This is a genomic window from Pseudoalteromonas sp. S1609 (assembly GCF_005887255.1).
In the GTDB taxonomy this organism is placed as follows: Bacteria; Pseudomonadota; Gammaproteobacteria; order Enterobacterales; family Alteromonadaceae; genus Pseudoalteromonas.
Genome location: NZ_PNDJ01000068.1, coordinates 1 through 16,063, shown reverse-complemented (window position 1 = coordinate 16,063; position 16,063 = coordinate 1). Strand labels below are relative to the sequence as shown.

Here is a 16,063-nt window from a genome sequence, read left to right as displayed (position 1 = left end):
GCCTTCATTTGTTTTACTATTTTAGCTTCTGTTTCAAACGAAAGGGGTCACCCATTAGAAAGTTCCGGTCAAGCAGGCAGCTGTGTTTTCTTGATCTTTTTATTCAAAAACCAAGTGTTCTCATCATTTAAACTCATTTTAAATATGGCCAAAAACCTGAAAAGGCGGGTATGTTGGAATTGCGCTGATAGGGTTGAGGCAGCGAAGCTGGAGGTTATTCTGGAGGGGTTGCAGGCGAGTTAATATATGAGGTTGTTGAAAAGTAATGGAGCCTATTAAGTTGTGGTTTTTAACTCTGTTTCTTACATCTGCGGGTCTTTTCTTTTTTATAATATTACCAATTTTAATAGCAATAAAAGATAAAAAAACACGGTTGGTAGAGGATGTTCTAGATGATGGAAATCGTTTTTACTCATTAAATATCATAACTGCTGGTAGCGGAGCATTGCACTACGGTTCTATATTTCTATTCGATTGGTATGCTAGGCGTTATAAGGTAATAGAGGAGAGAGAAAAGGTACCCAAAAATTTGCAGATGTGGTTTAAGCTTTATTATATTTTGTTTATAACATTTAGCCTTATGTTTTTATTAGCATGCTTAATGGCCTACTTTGTTTAGATTAACTGCTTTTCTTTTTTGTTGATTAAATAATGGATTTGATATTTTTTGGTGTTGGCTTAAGTGTTATTTTTATCATTCTTTTACCTTTAGCCTTTTATTTAAAAGGAAAAAAGCTCAGAACGGTTGAAGATATTTTAGAGCATGGAAATCGCTACTATTCGCTAAATATTTTTATGGCGCTTCATGGTTTACTTCATTATGGCAGCGTATTTTTATTTGATTGGTATGCAAAACGGTATAATTTATTAAGTGATAGAAACAAGGTACCAGCTCACGTCTCGAGATTATTTAAAGTGTATTTTGTAATTTTTATGCTTTGCGCACTATTAATGTTTTCATCTGTATTATTTGAATAATGGTTTTAGGTGATGGTAAGAGGAATGGCGGCTGCTAGCTTACAGAGTAATTCAATATTAAAACTAAAATACAGTTTAGTCTGTTCTTTAGCCATTGTATCAAGCGTTATTAGCTACTCATCATTAGCATTTACAATATTAATCATGCTTTGGCCTTATGATACTGTAAATGAGCTAGGACCTAGAGTTATCGGTTTTTTTATTGGCATATGTGTGTTTATCTTTCTTGGAGCGCTCATATCTGCAGGTAGAAACTGGGTTATTAAAGTTTACCGCTTAGTTGCTGGGTGTTCTATAGCTGTGCCCCTCATTTATATTTTAGGTTTAATGTTTGAGCAAAAAAATGAACGTTCATTTAATGGTTTAGAGCTTTCAGTTTTATTTATAATTTTTAATTCATTGATATTGCTATTTTTTAAGAGTAAGTATTTAAAGGTGAGTGTTAATGTTATTAAAAGGCTTAAAAGACGGCAGAAAAAGCAAATGGAATACTTAAAAAACGTTAGTCACAAAAACAAATGAGAGTAACTCAAATCGGTATTTGTAACGTGTACGACTACTGCAATTTAGTATTTACATACGCTCCGGTTGAGACCTACAGAGACTAATTTTTGTTAAAGCTATAAAAGCCGTTGCAGCAATGCAACGGCTTTTTTGTGTGTGGTGATTAATGTTAATCGTATAAGCGTAGGTTGGATTGAGTGAAACTAAACCCAGCGAATCACAACTATACTTACTCGTTCACAAACCAAGAGTATGTGTTATTTATTGTGGGCGTTTAGCTTGTTGGCGCGCGGGCCCTAATAGATGTTTGAGATTACCATTACAGATAATGTGAATGCGTCTCGCATCTTTAGAAATTAGAAACCTTATTCAATTTTTTGTCTTTGTGGTGACGACAGCTAAAAAGGAGCTGCTGTGCCATCTCTATTTGCGAACTTCTTCTTATATTGCGGCACAATATCGAGTTAGACATCGTTGTAATTTAGCCCGATTTTTATAATAGGAAGCGATGCTGAAAATACATTTGAATATTATAAAGCAATAATAAGTTATCGTTTTACGATAATTTAAATTGTTTTTTTAGTTTTTGAGTGTCATAGTGATTTTTTAATAGAAGGAATTTAAAATGAAACGCGAGTTACTTACTCTTGCTACTATAGTGTTAGTTATGCTGCAAACTGCATGTACAACAATTTCGATTGAAGAGTCAAATTTTCTGAACCCAGATCAAAAAGTACAGGTTACAAAGCTGCGTAAAATTGAGCAAACAGCGACAACAGAAAACATAACCATAAATGGGTTTGACGACGTGGCGTTGAGTGGCACTTTGATAAAGGTTGATAATGCGCAAGCAACGGTTATTTATTTTGGTGGTAATCAATTTCGTGTGAGCGTTGCTGGAGGTAAACCTGCACAGCATATACTGCCAATGAATGTAAATATTTTAATGGTTGATCATCGAGGTTACGGTAATAGTGAGGGCACGCCGACAATTGAAAACTTAAAGCGTGATGCATTGTCAGTTTATGATTATGTTGCAACCCGTACAGATTTAAAAAGCACTCCGACTATTTTACATGGACACTCTTTAGGCAGCATGATTGCAGGGTATGTTGCAAGCGAGCGGCCTGCTGATGCGCTAGTACTTGAAGGAAGTATTACTAATGTAAAGCAAATGACATCGCAACGTATGCCTTGGTTTGTAAAGCCATTTGTAGAGGTTAATTTTAGTGATGAGCTAGCTAGGGTTGATAATTTAAAGGTAGTGGAATCATTTACTGCTCCGCTTTTAATAATTACCGGAGAAGATGATACTCAAACACCTCCTGCTTTAGCTGAAACTTTATACCAACATGCACTTTCAAAGCAAAAGCAATTATATATTGTAAAAGGCAAGCACCATGGTAATGCATTGACTGGTGATAAGTTACAGCTACATTATCAGCGATTAGTAATGCAGTTAAATGCAAAGAAATCTTAAAATGAAAAGAATAGTAATGATGAGTAACGTAATATTAGCGTTACTTTTTTTGACCCTAACTACTTTATTAATTACCGCCGTTGTATTGTTACTTAATGGCAGTGATGTTTTAAACTTTACTCAAGCTAACGGTACCCACTTGTGGATAGGGCTTGAAGTTAGCGGTTCTTGGAAAAGTACTGCAAGCACATTAACGGCAAACAGTTTTAATGCAATGACGTGGTTAGCGTTACCGCAAATGTTGCCATACATTATTGTAAATCTGATTTTAATTCGCTTGTTTATGCTTTACCGTAAAGGATTGTTTTTTAACTTAAAGAATATTCAATGCTTTAAATGGCTTGGTGGCTTATTATTACTGCAATTTATATTTGTGGCTTTTTATCCCGCGTTGTTGGTAACACTGCTCAATATGTTCACAGGTAGTGAGCTTAAACGAGCTGTAGTGATTCAAGACACCGATATCATAGGCTTTATAGTTGGGCTTATTATTTATGTTATTGCATGGATAATGAAACAGGCGCAACAGCTGCAACAAGAGCAAGAGTTAGTAATTTAATGGCAATAATAATTGATTTAGATGTGATGCTCGCAAAGCGTAAAATGAAGTCGGCAGAGCTTGCCGAAGCAATTGGGATTACCCCACAAAATTTATCTGTATTAAAATCGGGCCGTGCAAAGGCTGTACGATTTACAACGCTCGACGCTATTTGCAAATACTTAGATTGCCAACCTGGTGATATTTTACGCTTTGAAGTTGATATTGACTAAGTCGCATACTGACTAGTAAAAATGCTCCCTTTAGGGTTTGACCCCGTTTCACTCTCCTCTTCTATAACTAATTGTTTAACAGTACCTAATTTAGGATTAGTATTAGTTACTACTTAAAACAATAATAAAATAAGTGCTAGAAATAGCCTTTAATAAAAGAGGTATTCATGGAAGATCTATTTATAGGTTTATTTGCAAATGTCGGCGTTATATTAGTTTTAGTTTTGATATTAAAAGCACTTAAAAAAGTTGATTTAAATCTAATTTGGTCTTTGATTTCGTTAGGTATTTTAGTTTGCTACTTTTTTGCTTTGTTTAAAGGTGGAAAGGTTATCCCCTTGGATATGCTTTTTCCTGATATGTCGTGGAATTGGTCTGGAAAAGTAGCGGCAATAATCCTTTGGTTAGTCGTACTATTGGCTTTAGTTAAATTTAAAGCTAACTTTCGTATTGCGGATGCTGGTTTTACTTTTAGGCAAAATGAAAACTCTATAAAACCCGCTTTTACAGTTATGTGCTTGTTTATCATTTTACAGATAGTTGTATCACTATTTTGGAGTGGTGAACCTAATTACGATTTAGAAACCTTACTTTATCAGGCAACAATGCCAGGCTTTGATGAAGAGCCAATGTTTAGAGGGATTCTTTTATTTTGTATATCTTTGGCAATCATATCTGAACGCTATAATTTAGGTGGTGCGTCAATTAACATTGCAGGGTTGCTCTTAGTAGTGTTATTTGGACTAGTTCATGGGGTTATGTTTAATGGTGGAGAGTGGCACTTTTCTTTCCCCGCTATTTTATTAACAGGCGGCTACGGTTTTATTTTACTTTGGCTAAGAGAGCGTACAGGAAGTTTGGTATTCCCTATTTTGGCCCACAATAGTGTTAATTTTGTTGGGCAGCTAATTTAATTAAAAGTTTAATTTAAGAGAGGTAAAATCTTGTGTAAGTTTTTACCTCTTAACCGACAGCAGCCAAAAGGGCTCGTTTTGCAAGTGAACACGAGTCACTCATGCCTGAAGTATGAGCTACTTTTATCACTTAGAAAAACCAAAGGGCTACCCATTAGAAATTTCTGATCAAGCAGGCAGCTGTATTTTCTTGATCTTTTTATTTAAAAACCAAGTGTTCTTATTATTTAAACTCACTTTAAATATGACTACGCATCTAGTCATTACGTCGATTGGTGTGAATATGCACCATGGCTTGGCTAAGAACGCCCTATGAATTTAGATATTTTTAGCATCATTGATGATTAAGTAAGGCCCTTGGTCTCCGTCATCGTTTACTACCAATATCAGTCCTGTTTCTGGCAGTGTATATACACTACCTAATAACAAATAAATTTAAAATTAGTTATCTTCGATAACAATGGTGCAGGCAGCAGGGCTTTCACCAGTCATACTTATTACTGCCGTATACCCGTTATGACTTTCATCGTAAATGCCATCATCAGAGTAGTGTTTTTTTGTTTTATCAGCCGCTTTATATGCATCTTTAGAGCTACTATAAGGCGTTTTACTATGCTGTACTTTAAAATAGTTCTGTTTATTTACTGGTGTTGCGGACATAATTGCCCAACCAGATTTATTACCTGAAATTTCAATGCTCATAGTAATATTTGAACCCGCACCTTTAGCATGAACACCTGCTTCCCAAAGCTCCCCAGGGTTAATTTTGTTGCCACCGTCAACATCTCGTAAACTACCATGGTCAATATAGTAATCTACACTTATTGTTGATTTTGTAGCATTCCTTATACCAACAGCCAAATCGTTGCGATCTTTATTGCTACCAAAAACACTAGTAATTAGCTGATTAACATCAATATTAAAATTAGTATCGGTACCCATAATTTATTTCTCCATTGTAAATATCTATTTCATTGTCAAACAACATAAAATTCGTTGTTAATAAAATGTTAGGTTGGATGATTTAAGATATCTATTACAAATTATTACACCCAATACTCAATTGAGTGTAATTAGGAAGGTCGATTAAAAACTCAATACAAAAACTCGTCAGGGTTGCAATTATTAGTGACCCTATGCTTTTTTCTATTTTTACTTCTAGCAACACATGCATTTATAGCGTTATGTAATGCTGTGTAATATTTTTACGCTTGTCTTCAGCTATCTTTATAAAGAGTGTCCATCGCTCACCTAAATCAACTAGCTTAAATCTTTAAGGTGTCTTGGATAACCAACCAAGATCCTAACTTATTTTTATTTAAGCCAGCGATATTGCACAACGTTCACCGTCACAAAGGAGCAAATTATGAATGTGCAAAACAAAACGGGCCCGTCGGTAGCAGTAGATACAGAAATTGATGCTAATATTCTTCTCAGCAGTGCGCAAAAGCAAAAAATTAAAGTGCGTGATAGCAAGTATAAAGCGGCTGATTTATCTTGTCTGAGAGCAATTGCACAGGCTGCAATTAACGTCGAATTATTTACAATCCCGCTTTATATGAGCGGCCTCTATTCGATTCAAGGGACACACCAAATTGCAGACTCGTTGACACTGTATCCCGGCCGTTATTGGCCAGGGCTTGGTCCTACGGCTGGTTACATTCCTGAAATAAGACGTAATCAGTATGATGTTAACTTAACTGCTTTGTTTGACACCGACACCTCAGCTGGAAACAGTGATGATGCAAATAAACCAGCCAAAAAATATGAATTGTCTGTTAATCAACAAGTGTTCAACGGGGTATATAGTGTTTTTATTGAAGAAATGCTGCATCTACAACTGGCCTCAAATATGGCAAGTAAATTGGGCCTCACACCGAGCTTTACTAGTCAGGCGTTAATTGACGAAAAATATGGTTGGAAGTGCTACAACAACAAAAGTAGCATTCCACATATTTTGAACTTTGCGGACTGTACTACCGATTTATCTAAATTGAGCCCTGCGGTTCAAGCTTATTTCAAACAAATTTTTCCCAATAAAACGCTACAAGATTTACGTGTTAATGCTACAGAACTCAGTAAAGAGCAAACGCTGCTATTTATGTTGATAGAAGAGACTGAAGAAAATGCTCACAAAATTATTCAACCAGAGTTTTTAAAACCAAACGCAGATACACAACGACCAAAATACTTTGAACAAGCCCCATATGACTGGTGGAAACCGAATTACAAGGAAAGTGACTTGCCGCTATTTGGTTCAATTGGGCACATGTACTTAAGTTATTGGGATTATATTCAGATCCAATATGACGATGGAACTAGTTTGTTAGATTACGCAACTATTCAGCCTACCTGCGAAGCTAGTCAGCGCGACTACTTCAATGAGCGCCCTGGAAATGATGAATATCAAGCACAATTTCCGGGCATTATAGGTTCGCTCAACGTAAATTCAGATCATACAGCTCTCAAAGAAGCCTTAATGAACAATGTGAATGCAATTACGGATCAAGGTGAAGGTGATGGTGTGGCTGACATGCTTTGTAAACGTTGGGCTAATGAGATATGGGCGCAAAACTTTCTTGCTTCTAAGGAGTCGCCATCAAACGATGCTCACCCGAGTACAGTCGAAGAAAAGTTCCAACCAAGCGCTGATGCATTAAAAGCGGATTACCCAGCAAGCTGCAGTGAAGATCATATATCAGGCTCAGCATGTGCACGGATCACCAATAAATATAAAGATCACTTTCAAATTTTCACCGATACGCTGAAGCTGATCGTTGACTTTGAACCCCCTTCATCAAACTCTAGTGAACGCTACATGACATGGCCTACATGGTTTGCTGATGGCAACACTTGGAGCTGTGAATTATTAGATCCCAAAGGGGGCGATATAGCACATGCGACTAATCCGCAACTCCCAGAGGTAGCAAGCGTAGTGCAAGCGCTCAATAATCTGCGGCTCACGACTAATATTAATGACACTCACCAATTATTTAGTAGTTCAGCAGTAGGTACAATTAAAGGTCTCACAACAGCGCTAGATCGCTATTGGTCGGGTAAAACTGAGGATTTTCCGGGTCCAGCAATGGGAGGTTCTGGAGATAGAATTTCGATCTGCTGGGCAACTACAGGAATAGCGCCAGATTTAGTGAGCGGTATCGACCCACAAAGTGCGGACACGCTTTATCATGCTTGCCAAGGAATGAGTTATAACAACATCGGCACTAATGATTTACCACCTCCTGAGGTATATCACAGCTGTAAAGGTAGTAATGATTGTAAAGCGCAGGGAGGTTGTGGTTTTGTGCATAGCACAACGCCAGGTGGCAGCTGTGGTGGCAGTGTATCGAGCGGGCCAAAAAGTGCACCAGCCGATAATAAGTGTAATAACTTGGGCGGTTGTGCAGTGCCTATTTCGGCGTCTCAACTTTTCCCGAAGCTTTCAGGTGATGACCAAGAATACGATATGCAGTTATTTAAGTTTAACCTTAAAGATAACAGCTTCTCAGCAATAGATTATACTTACCCAAAAAGCCAAGCCGCTCTCAGTGATAAGTCAGATGAGTGCGTATTAATGCCTTATAAAAATGGTGACGCTGTATACAACATTGCTTGGCAAGCTTACAGTAATGCTAATGGCTTGTTGGATGATAACGGTAAACCGCCTGAGCAGCCAATGCCTTCAGATATTCGTTTAGCACTTCCTCCTTCAACTTGATAGGAAAGAGCGTATGACAAATCTAACTCGGACGCAGGATTTTGCTGCGTCCGCTATCGAAAAGCTAACTGATCTTGGGTTTGGTGTTGGCCTCAGAAGTCAGCATTATCCTTATATTATGTCCCATTTGGAACACGATACATCACTTGGTGTTGATTGGTTTGAAATTATCAGTGAAAACTATATAGATAATCACGGATATGGTAGGTATGTGCTCGATAAATTAAAGGAACAATACCCGCTAGTTATGCATGGCGTATCAATGAATATTGGTAGTAGCGATCCAATTAACTTTGAATACTTACGCAAGCTCAAAGAGTTAGGTGAGTTTGTTAACCCTCAACTTATTTCTGATCATCTATGCTGGACAGGCCTTGCTGGTTTAAATAGTCACGACTTGCTACCAATGCCGCTAACTGATGAAAGTTTACAGCACGTTATTGACCGCGTTGATCAAGTACAAGACTTTTTAGAGAGGCCTTTAGTGCTTGAAAACCCGTCAACTTATCTTGAATTTCAACACTCTACTTTCACTGAAAGCGCGTTTTTTTGTGAGCTCGTCAAAGCAACAGGATGCGGTATGTTATTGGATGTAAATAATGTTTTTGTTAGTAGTTTTAATCATGGTTTTGACGCCGAGCAATTTATTCGCCAATTACCCCTCGATCACATTGTTCAAATACACCTTGCAGGCCCTAGTGATTGTGGAGACTGTTTGATAGACACTCATGACCAGCCTGTCCCCTATAAGGTTTGGCAGCTTTACCAATTGGCGCAGCGCTTAACTGGGGGGACTTCGACCTTACTTGAGTGGGATGCCAATATTCCCAGTTTTTCTGAGCTGGTTGGAGAGTTAAACAAAGCAAAGCTGGTACTAGCAGGTCATATCCCGGAACAAAATACGATTATTAACACTAACGCGCTTTCAACCCCCATAGTTAACGAGCGTTTAGATGCGGCACGCCACACCATGTCTAAGCGAGTAGAGTTAGATCAATGAAAACACCAGACTTAATACAAACCCAGCAGTGGCTTAGCACCGTTTTAATGGTGCGAGGTGATTTGCCACAAAAGCTTAATACTGCTGCTTCACAAGGCTTAACTTTATATAAGTGTGTTAAAAGCAGTGGCACCCTTAATGCCATGCGAAGGGTCGACATCTATGCTGCAGGTTATGTGATGCGTTTAGTCGAGTGCCTTAGGGGGGAGTTTGCACTACTTTGCCAGTTCATGGGTAAGGAAGTATTTGATACCTTCGCTAAAGCTTTTATTGTCACCTTGCCATCGGAGTCTTGGACTATGCACCAGCTAGGCTCGCGCTTCGCTGATTTTTTAGCGCACACAAAACCCACAGGCGATTTTAGCCCGCATCAGCAAGCTATGTTTTGTCTACCCGCAGAACTAGCTAAATTTGAAAGAGCAAAAGCATTAACACTTTTGAAGCCTGGGCCCGAAACCGCACATAAAGCTTTGTCCATTAGCGAAATTGAGCTACTTTGCGGTATTGCGCAAGACTTTATAATAGCAGTACCTGAGTCCGTACAGCTTATTCAAAGCGATTATCCTTTACTGCCTTTAGTCGCTGAGCTTGAGCAAGGTAAGTCATCTCTTGTGCCCACACCAGAGCAAACGTATATTGCCATATCACGCCACCAATACCGCTTAAAAGTCACTATGTTAAACGACTGGCAAACCGATTTCTTGCTTCAGCTAAAAAAAGATCAGCGTTGTTACAAAGAGGCTGTCGCCTATTGTTCAGATAAAATGAATATAGAAACACAAGTATTAAAGTCTCAATTAGCTATTTGGATCCCTAGTGCCGTGAATATAGGACTGTTTACGCTACACAAAAATTAATTATCACCTTTGGTGAGTTTCTTATTCCTCGGCTTGCTGAACGGTGTTGGGCTGGTTTTACCGTTATGGCTTGCATCTGCCTTTAGTTTCTCCTTTTATTGGGATTTGAGGCTGTATTTAGTAAAACCACAAAGGGATTCAAAATTGTAAAATACCGCGCAAGTTGGTCGCGGTTTTTCCTTGATTTTTTATTCACAGAGTTCAAGTGTTTTATTTCAACCCAACAATTAAATGGGGCACCAACTGAAAATACAGCTAAGCTCTTTATTAGAGGCCTTACGTAATTTTTTAGGGGTGACTGATTGCAGGTAGATTATTGAAACATAGTGATAAATTAACTTCCCGTTTTTGTGAAATTTAGGGTGTAATTAATCGATACAGACTAAAGGGCGGCCCCTTACTGAAATAGCTTATGCCTATTATGTTATTAGCAAGCACTTTAAATATAACTTTTATTTTTAAATCTTATATAATTTAAAAATTCCCCTTTAAAAAGAGATTACTATGATTCGTAGAACTCTCATTCTTTTTTGCATTTTCTGCTTTAATATCGGCTTGTTAAATGCCAGCGAAAAAGATAAAACCATTACGTTTGCAGTTGGCCATGATCATGAAAAAATGCTGCAGGAAAATTACCCAATCTATCGTGCGAGTTGGCAATTTTTAAATCAAAGCTTAGCTAAATTAGGGTATGAAGTGGATGCCATTGTTTTACCTTGGGCAAGAGCAAACTATTATACTCAGTCAGGAAAAGCTGACGGTCTATTTTTAGCGGCTAATCTACCAGGAAGAGAGCAGTGGGCGGTATTGTCAAACCCAATTGGTGTGGGGGCATTTGGTGCTTTTTATCATAAAGATAGAAAAGACGAAGAAAATGTTATTGCGAGTGTTCGTTTAGGTGTACATGACAAAATATTAAAAGGTTATCATACTTATGAGTTGTTAGAAGTTGCCACTGCTCAACAAGGGTTTAAACTACTTTATAATCAAAAAGTAGACCGTCTTATTATGTCGCAGAGTTATGGCGAATACTTGTTAAGTAATGAATTAATTGAATTTAAAAACGAAATATCATTTGATTCTGACGTTATTGAGAAACGTTCAATTCATGTTGCATTTGCAAAAGACATTACTAAAAGTTTGAACGCAATGATTGTAGTAAATAAAGCAATTGATTTAGGTATAAACGACGGTATATACCATAAAGTTATGACTAAAAATAAAGTACCTGAAAGTATGTTTTTGTCTAGTATTGATAGAAAGTAGGCATACCTTATCTATTTTCAATCGCTTTAAAGTCAGTAGATGAGCGAAATTGTCTAATGGATGATTCCTTCACTTACTTTACACTTTTTCACTGAGCTACTTATGCTTTGCTATTACCAAAGCGTCTAAAAGAGATATTAAACCTAGGTCCTATTGTGTCATCACCTTTGGCAATTGCATGTTCATAATTATCTTGAAAGCCTTTGCCCATCAGCAATAAAGAGCCATTTTCTAACGTGATATTATAGCGTTCATGTGTGATGGTTTTTGAGCGAATTAAAAATTCTCGCTGAGCCCCAATACTGATTGAAGCAATCACATCTGTAGAGCCAAATGCGGGTAAGTCACTATGAAAGCCTAAGCTTTCTTGCCCATTGGGGTAGTACAAACATACCGCGACAGCCAAATTACAACCGGTGCGTTCAGTGATTTGCTGACGTAACTCTTCAAGCAGGGGGAAACTCTTTGTTTGTCTGCCATGATGCAAGGAGAAACTACCCGATTTAGCAAGTTGTGAGTCTAAAAAAATCATTCGCCACGGTAAAATAGGTTTTTGTGATCCATCGGGGAAATCTATAACCTCAGGCTCTTCGAGATCATAGTTGCTCCTCAGCCACTTAAAAAGCGTTTCACTTTGCGCTGTAGACATGAAGTGTGAGTAATAATGGGCATCACAAGACAGTGGTAATTTCATGGTTTTTACCTTAGCTACACTCAAATATGAATATAAGCATATCAGTATTTTGAAGAGTTGAAGTGTTTAGACTCCTCATCAGCCGTGCCTTGCGGCGTTAATACAAGTTCATCAACGAGTGCAAGCCCGATTAAGGCGCCTTGCGTTGAGCTTTGTTGCTCTTCCGGCTGTTTATAAAAAGATATTTTGTAAATTAAAACAATAAACCATTAAGGCGATAAGGCCATAGACTCTGTGTTTAAGTGATGGTGGGTTACCAGTATTTACAGTGTCACAGTTGAACCATGCTCAACTTTGATTAACTTAAAAATACAGTAATAATGAAAATAAGAACAAGCTGATTGCTTAGTAATTTAATAAAATGATGCTTTGAGGAAAGCTTACATTAGCTGTGTAATTTTTATAGTTTATATTGGTGAAATATTTTTATTTCTTTCTTAATCATTGATTTTAAATATGTTTATAGGTGGTCTTTTTTTTGCTTGGTTATTGTTTTTTAACCCTTTAAAAATATAGCAATCAAAAAAATCATTTAAGGAAGAAAAGTTATGGCAGAGTCATTTAAGTATGCAAATAATAAAGGACATGCAGGAGAGCTTCATCAAAAAGCTAATGAAGATCACCCCGTAATGACAACCGCACAAGGTTGCCCTATCAGTGATAATCAAAATTCATTAAAAGCAGGTCAACGCGGACCAGGACTATTGGAAGATCATGTGTTACGAGAAAAGTTGTTTCACTTTGATCACGAGCGAATTCCTGAGCGAGTTGTTCACGCAAGAGGGTACGGTGCACATGGTTACTTTGAAACGTATGATGCTTTAGATGATTTGACTTCTGCTGATATTTTTCAACGTAAAGGTGAAAAAACACCTGTTTTTGCACGCTTTTCAACAGTGGCGGGTAATCAGGGCTCGCCTGATTTAGCACGTGATGTGCGAGGTTTTGCCGTTAAGTTTTATACGCAGGAAGGTAATTGGGATCTGGTAGGCAATAATATCCCAGTTTTTTTCATTCAAGACGCGATGAAGTTTCCCGACCTTATACATAGCGCAAAAGCAGAACCAGATCGTGGTTTTCCACAAGCGCAAACAGCCCACGATAATTTTTGGGATTTTGTAAGTTTGTCGCCAGAATCCATGCACATGGTTATGTGGGCAATGTCAGATAGAGCTATCCCGCGCTCATTAAGGTTTATGGAAGGATTTGGCGTTCATACTTTTAAGTTTATTAATGCACAAGGTGAAGAAAAATTTGTTAAGTTCCACTGGAAACCTAAAGGCGGTATGCAGTCAGTGGTTTGGAATGAGGCATTGAAATTAAATGGCGCTGATCCTGATTTTCATCGTCGTGATATGTGGGAATCAATTAATAATGGTGACTATCCGGAATGGGAGCTGGGCATTCAAGTATTTGATCAAAAATTTGCGGAAGAGTTCGAGTTCGATGTTTTTGATGCCACTAAACTGATACCCGAAGAGCAAGTACCAGTTAAAATTATTGGTAAAATGGTACTCAATCGAGTCGTAGACAATTTCTTTGCGGAAACTGAACAAGTTGCCTTTTGTACTCAAAATATAGTGCCTGGGCTTGATTTTACTCCCGATCCTTTATTGCAAGGCCGTAATTTTTCGTACCTAGATACACAAACCAAGCGGTTAGGTGGGCCTAATTTCACACAAATTCCTGTTAATGCACCAAAATGCCCGATGAGACACTTTCTTCAAGATGGCCACATGGCAATGCAGAACCCCAAAGGCCGGGTTAATTACGAACCAAATTCATTCAGCGGGGGTGAAAACAACCCGCGAGAGTGCCCTGTACACGGATTTAAAAGCTCAGAATCTGAAACTGACGGGGGTAAATTACGCTATCGCTCAGAAACATTTAGTGATCACTATAGCCAAGCGCGCCAATTTTATTTAAGTCAAACTGACATTGAGCAAACGCATATTCAAGATGCTTTGATTTTTGAGTTATCTAAAGTAGAGCATTTACGTATCAGAGAACGCGTGGTTTCTCATCTGTTAAACATTGATAACAAGCTTGCTGAGCAAGTTGCATTGGGTTTAGGTTTACAAACTATGCCAGATGCCGCAGAAGCGGCGCTTGATACCCGTCATGATTTACCAGTATCTGATGCGCTAAGTATTTTAAAAAATGCGCCAAATACATTTAAAGGCAGGAAGCTTGGTATATTAGTAAGTGATGGTTTTGATGCTGAATTCTTTAATTTATTAACACAAAGCCTTAAAGAGGAAGGTGCAAGTTATGAAGTTATTGCGGCTCAAGTTGGTGGTGCTAAAAATAGTAATGGCGAGATTATTGAGGCCGATCAAGTGATTAATGGCGGTCCTTCGGTGCTTTACGACGCAATAGTTCTGCTTACCACTAATGAAGGCGCTAAAAAGCTTGCTGAAATACCGGAGGCGAAAGATTTTGTCAGTGATGCTTATGCACATATGAAGTACATCGGCTTTAGTGATAAAGCAACTCCTTTAATCGAGGCTACTGGTTTAAATGGACAGCTTGATGATGGCTGGTTGGATTTAAATAAAATTTCCGCAAGTGAGTTTGTCTCAAAAATTCGTAACCTTAGGTATTGGAGCCGATAAATCGCATAAATTGGGCCTAGTGAGAACTAGCCCTTGTTATTGATGGCACCGTTTGATTTGAGGATTACAAAAATTTAAAGGAATAAAATGAAACTAATTTATGTCGATGATAACTTGCCGGGTATTACTCGAAAGAGGCATGAAAACCAATGGGTTTATTATGATCCTGCAGGAAAGAAAATACATGATAAAGATGAAATAGAGCGGTTAGACAGTCTCGCTTTTCCCCCCGCATACAAAGATGTATGGTTATGCCCAGAAGAAAATGGGCATATTTTAGCTACTGGCTACGACAACAAAGACCGCAAGCAATACTTTTATCATCCCGAGTTTAGGGAGCAGCAAGAGCTTAAAAAGTTTGAAGCATGTGTTTTATTTGGAAATAAACTGCCTTTGTTAAGAGCAAAACTATCGGAATATTTGCGAGGTAATGAACTTGATTGCCAGCGCACAATAGCAGCCGTTGTACGTTTAATGGACCTTGGAGCTCTGCGTGTTGGTTCTAAAAAAAATGCCAAACATAACAATAGTTTTGGTGCTACGACATTACGTAGCCGGCATGCAAAACTAACGGGTAAAAATATTCGCTTAAAATATAAAGCAAAATCCGGTAAGCAAAGAGAAGTGAACATAACAGATAAAGTGCTTAGCTCTATCATACAGCAGTTGCAAGATTTGCCTGGGCAGAGCTTATTCCAATATATCGATGAAGGCGAGTGTTGTGATGTTACCTCCAAAGAAGTGAATGAGTTTATTCAAAGTGTTATGGGTGAGCAGTTTAGTGCAAAACATTTTAGAACATGGCGGGCCAGTGTTTTGGCATTTGAAGTCTTACATAAATCAAACGGCCAGCTTTCGCTTAAAGATATGTTAGGTAGCGTTTCAAGTAATTTAGGGAATACCCCAGCAATAGCTCGTAATTCATATATTCATCCAAAGTTGATTGAGCTGTGTAAAGGAGGTAAGGAAGCTCTAAAGGACTTTAATAACTTAGACAAACTACCCCGTAAGACTAAGTACCTGAGTCGCTATGAACGTGGATTGTTGATATTTTTAGAAGAACAATGCTAATAACTTTTAGGGTCTGTTGATATTTCAAGGTTGAATTTGCAGCAGTCTGTTTGGTATTTAGGCAAGGCAGAGCCTATGTGGTGTGGTTATTCCCCATAAATAGGCGATAACGCCGCATCAATGGCAAACCGGCGTTGCCCGAAGGGTTCTGCCTAGGGGCGATTTACTCTTTGTTGCTCGGTTTTTTCTTCACCC

15 protein-coding genes are annotated in these 16,063 nt (G+C 38.1%); 13 read left to right on the top strand and 2 right to left on the bottom strand.

Translation table 11 applies throughout. From position 1 onward, the window contains the following. The 7 genes from CWB76_RS20165 to CWB76_RS16230 all read left to right on the top strand — a co-directional run. Positions 1-243 (top strand): hypothetical protein (locus CWB76_RS20165; RefSeq protein WP_212751299.1); only part of this gene is annotated, 243 nt, incomplete at its 5' end. Positions 244-651: 408 nt separating this feature from the next. After that, complete coding sequence (locus tag CWB76_RS16255; RefSeq protein WP_138608992.1) at positions 652-978, top strand: hypothetical protein; 327 nt, start codon at positions 652-654, stop codon at positions 976-978. 24 nt (positions 979-1,002) lie between these two features. Beyond that, entirely contained in the window at positions 1,003-1,500 is a 498-nt protein-coding gene (locus CWB76_RS16250; RefSeq protein WP_138608990.1) for a hypothetical protein, read from the top strand. Between the two features lie 607 nt (positions 1,501-2,107). After that, positions 2,108-2,962 (top strand): alpha/beta hydrolase, encoded by an 855-nt coding sequence (locus CWB76_RS16245; protein ID WP_138608988.1) that lies wholly within the window; start codon positions 2,108-2,110, stop codon positions 2,960-2,962. A gap of 1 nt (position 2,963) precedes the next feature. After that, entirely contained in the window at positions 2,964-3,521 is a 558-nt protein-coding gene (locus CWB76_RS16240; RefSeq protein WP_171039646.1) for a DUF2975 domain-containing protein, read from the top strand. Beyond that, positions 3,521-3,733 carry a helix-turn-helix domain-containing protein gene (locus CWB76_RS16235; RefSeq protein ID WP_010390771.1) on the top strand — a complete coding sequence of 71 codons (213 nt, stop codon included), beginning with the start codon at positions 3,521-3,523 and terminating at the stop codon, positions 3,731-3,733. The genes CWB76_RS16240 and CWB76_RS16235 overlap by 1 nt, the downstream gene beginning before the upstream one ends. A gap of 167 nt (positions 3,734-3,900) precedes the next feature. Next, positions 3,901-4,647, top strand: a complete 747-nt coding sequence (locus CWB76_RS16230) for a CPBP family glutamic-type intramembrane protease (RefSeq protein WP_138608986.1) — start codon at positions 3,901-3,903, stop codon at positions 4,645-4,647. Positions 4,648-5,088: 441 nt separating this feature from the next. Here the strand turns inward: CWB76_RS16230 and CWB76_RS16225 are convergent, their stop codons facing one another. Continuing rightward, on the bottom strand, positions 5,089-5,589 hold the full coding sequence (locus CWB76_RS16225; RefSeq protein ID WP_138608985.1) for a hypothetical protein: 501 nt from the start codon (positions 5,587-5,589) through the stop codon (positions 5,089-5,091). Positions 5,590-6,013: 424 nt separating this feature from the next. Between CWB76_RS16225 and CWB76_RS16220 the strand changes: the two genes are divergently transcribed. The 4 genes from CWB76_RS16220 (at position 6,014) to CWB76_RS16205 (ending at position 11,488) form a co-directional block, all read left to right on the top strand. After that, on the top strand, positions 6,014-8,365 hold the full coding sequence (locus CWB76_RS16220; RefSeq protein ID WP_138608983.1) for a ferritin-like domain-containing protein: 2,352 nt from the start codon (positions 6,014-6,016) through the stop codon (positions 8,363-8,365). Between the two features lie 13 nt (positions 8,366-8,378). After that, entirely contained in the window at positions 8,379-9,365 is a 987-nt protein-coding gene (gene bufB, locus CWB76_RS16215; RefSeq protein ID WP_138608981.1) for an MNIO family bufferin maturase, read from the top strand. Further along, entirely contained in the window at positions 9,362-10,222 is an 861-nt protein-coding gene (locus CWB76_RS16210; RefSeq protein ID WP_138608979.1) for an HvfC/BufC N-terminal domain-containing protein, read from the top strand. Before bufB ends, CWB76_RS16210 begins: the two co-directional genes overlap by 4 nt. A 504-nt stretch (positions 10,223-10,726) precedes the next feature. Continuing rightward, positions 10,727-11,488 (top strand): substrate-binding periplasmic protein, encoded by a 762-nt coding sequence (locus CWB76_RS16205; RefSeq protein ID WP_138608977.1) that lies wholly within the window; start codon positions 10,727-10,729, stop codon positions 11,486-11,488. Positions 11,489-11,588: 100 nt separating this feature from the next. Here the strand turns inward: CWB76_RS16205 and CWB76_RS16200 are convergent, their stop codons facing one another. Continuing rightward, complete coding sequence (locus CWB76_RS16200) at positions 11,589-12,182, bottom strand: alpha-ketoglutarate-dependent dioxygenase AlkB (protein ID WP_138608975.1); 594 nt, start codon at positions 12,180-12,182, stop codon at positions 11,589-11,591. Between the two features lie 548 nt (positions 12,183-12,730). Here CWB76_RS16200 and CWB76_RS16195 point away from each other — a divergent pair. Together CWB76_RS16195 and CWB76_RS16190 are read left to right on the top strand one after the other, a co-directional pair. Beyond that, the gene (locus tag CWB76_RS16195; protein WP_138608973.1) at positions 12,731-14,797 is read left to right on the top strand and encodes a catalase; all 2,067 of its coding nucleotides are present in this window, start codon (positions 12,731-12,733) and stop codon (positions 14,795-14,797) included. An 87-nt stretch (positions 14,798-14,884) separates the two neighbouring features. Then, positions 14,885-15,868 carry a DNA topoisomerase IB gene (locus CWB76_RS16190; protein WP_138608971.1) on the top strand — a complete coding sequence of 328 codons (984 nt, stop codon included), beginning with the start codon at positions 14,885-14,887 and terminating at the stop codon, positions 15,866-15,868. The last annotated feature ends 195 nt before the right edge of the window (positions 15,869-16,063 follow it).

What these genes read in the sequence shown, in the direction of transcription:
- CWB76_RS16255 (WP_138608992.1), top strand. Translation starts at nt 652, where the DNA reads ATGGATTTGATATTTTTTGGTGTTGGCTTAAGTGTTATTTTTATCATT.
- CWB76_RS16250 (WP_138608990.1), top strand. Translation starts at nt 1,003, where the DNA reads ATGGCGGCTGCTAGCTTACAGAGTAATTCAATATTAAAACTAAAATAC.
- CWB76_RS16245 (WP_138608988.1), top strand. Translation starts at nt 2,108, where the DNA reads ATGAAACGCGAGTTACTTACTCTTGCTACTATAGTGTTAGTTATGCTG.
- CWB76_RS16240 (WP_171039646.1), top strand. Translation starts at nt 2,964, where the DNA reads ATGAAAAGAATAGTAATGATGAGTAACGTAATATTAGCGTTACTTTTT.
- CWB76_RS16235 (WP_010390771.1), top strand. Translation starts at nt 3,521, where the DNA reads ATGGCAATAATAATTGATTTAGATGTGATGCTCGCAAAGCGTAAAATG.
- CWB76_RS16230 (WP_138608986.1), top strand. Translation starts at nt 3,901, where the DNA reads ATGGAAGATCTATTTATAGGTTTATTTGCAAATGTCGGCGTTATATTA.
- CWB76_RS16225 (WP_138608985.1), bottom strand. Translation starts at nt 5,589, where the DNA reads ATGGGTACCGATACTAATTTTAATATTGATGTTAATCAGCTAATTACT.
- CWB76_RS16220 (WP_138608983.1), top strand. Translation starts at nt 6,014, where the DNA reads ATGAATGTGCAAAACAAAACGGGCCCGTCGGTAGCAGTAGATACAGAA.
- bufB (WP_138608981.1), top strand. Translation starts at nt 8,379, where the DNA reads ATGACAAATCTAACTCGGACGCAGGATTTTGCTGCGTCCGCTATCGAA.
- CWB76_RS16210 (WP_138608979.1), top strand. Translation starts at nt 9,362, where the DNA reads ATGAAAACACCAGACTTAATACAAACCCAGCAGTGGCTTAGCACCGTT.
- CWB76_RS16205 (WP_138608977.1), top strand. Translation starts at nt 10,727, where the DNA reads ATGATTCGTAGAACTCTCATTCTTTTTTGCATTTTCTGCTTTAATATC.
- CWB76_RS16200 (WP_138608975.1), bottom strand. Translation starts at nt 12,182, where the DNA reads ATGAAATTACCACTGTCTTGTGATGCCCATTATTACTCACACTTCATG.
- CWB76_RS16195 (WP_138608973.1), top strand. Translation starts at nt 12,731, where the DNA reads ATGGCAGAGTCATTTAAGTATGCAAATAATAAAGGACATGCAGGAGAG.
- CWB76_RS16190 (WP_138608971.1), top strand. Translation starts at nt 14,885, where the DNA reads ATGAAACTAATTTATGTCGATGATAACTTGCCGGGTATTACTCGAAAG.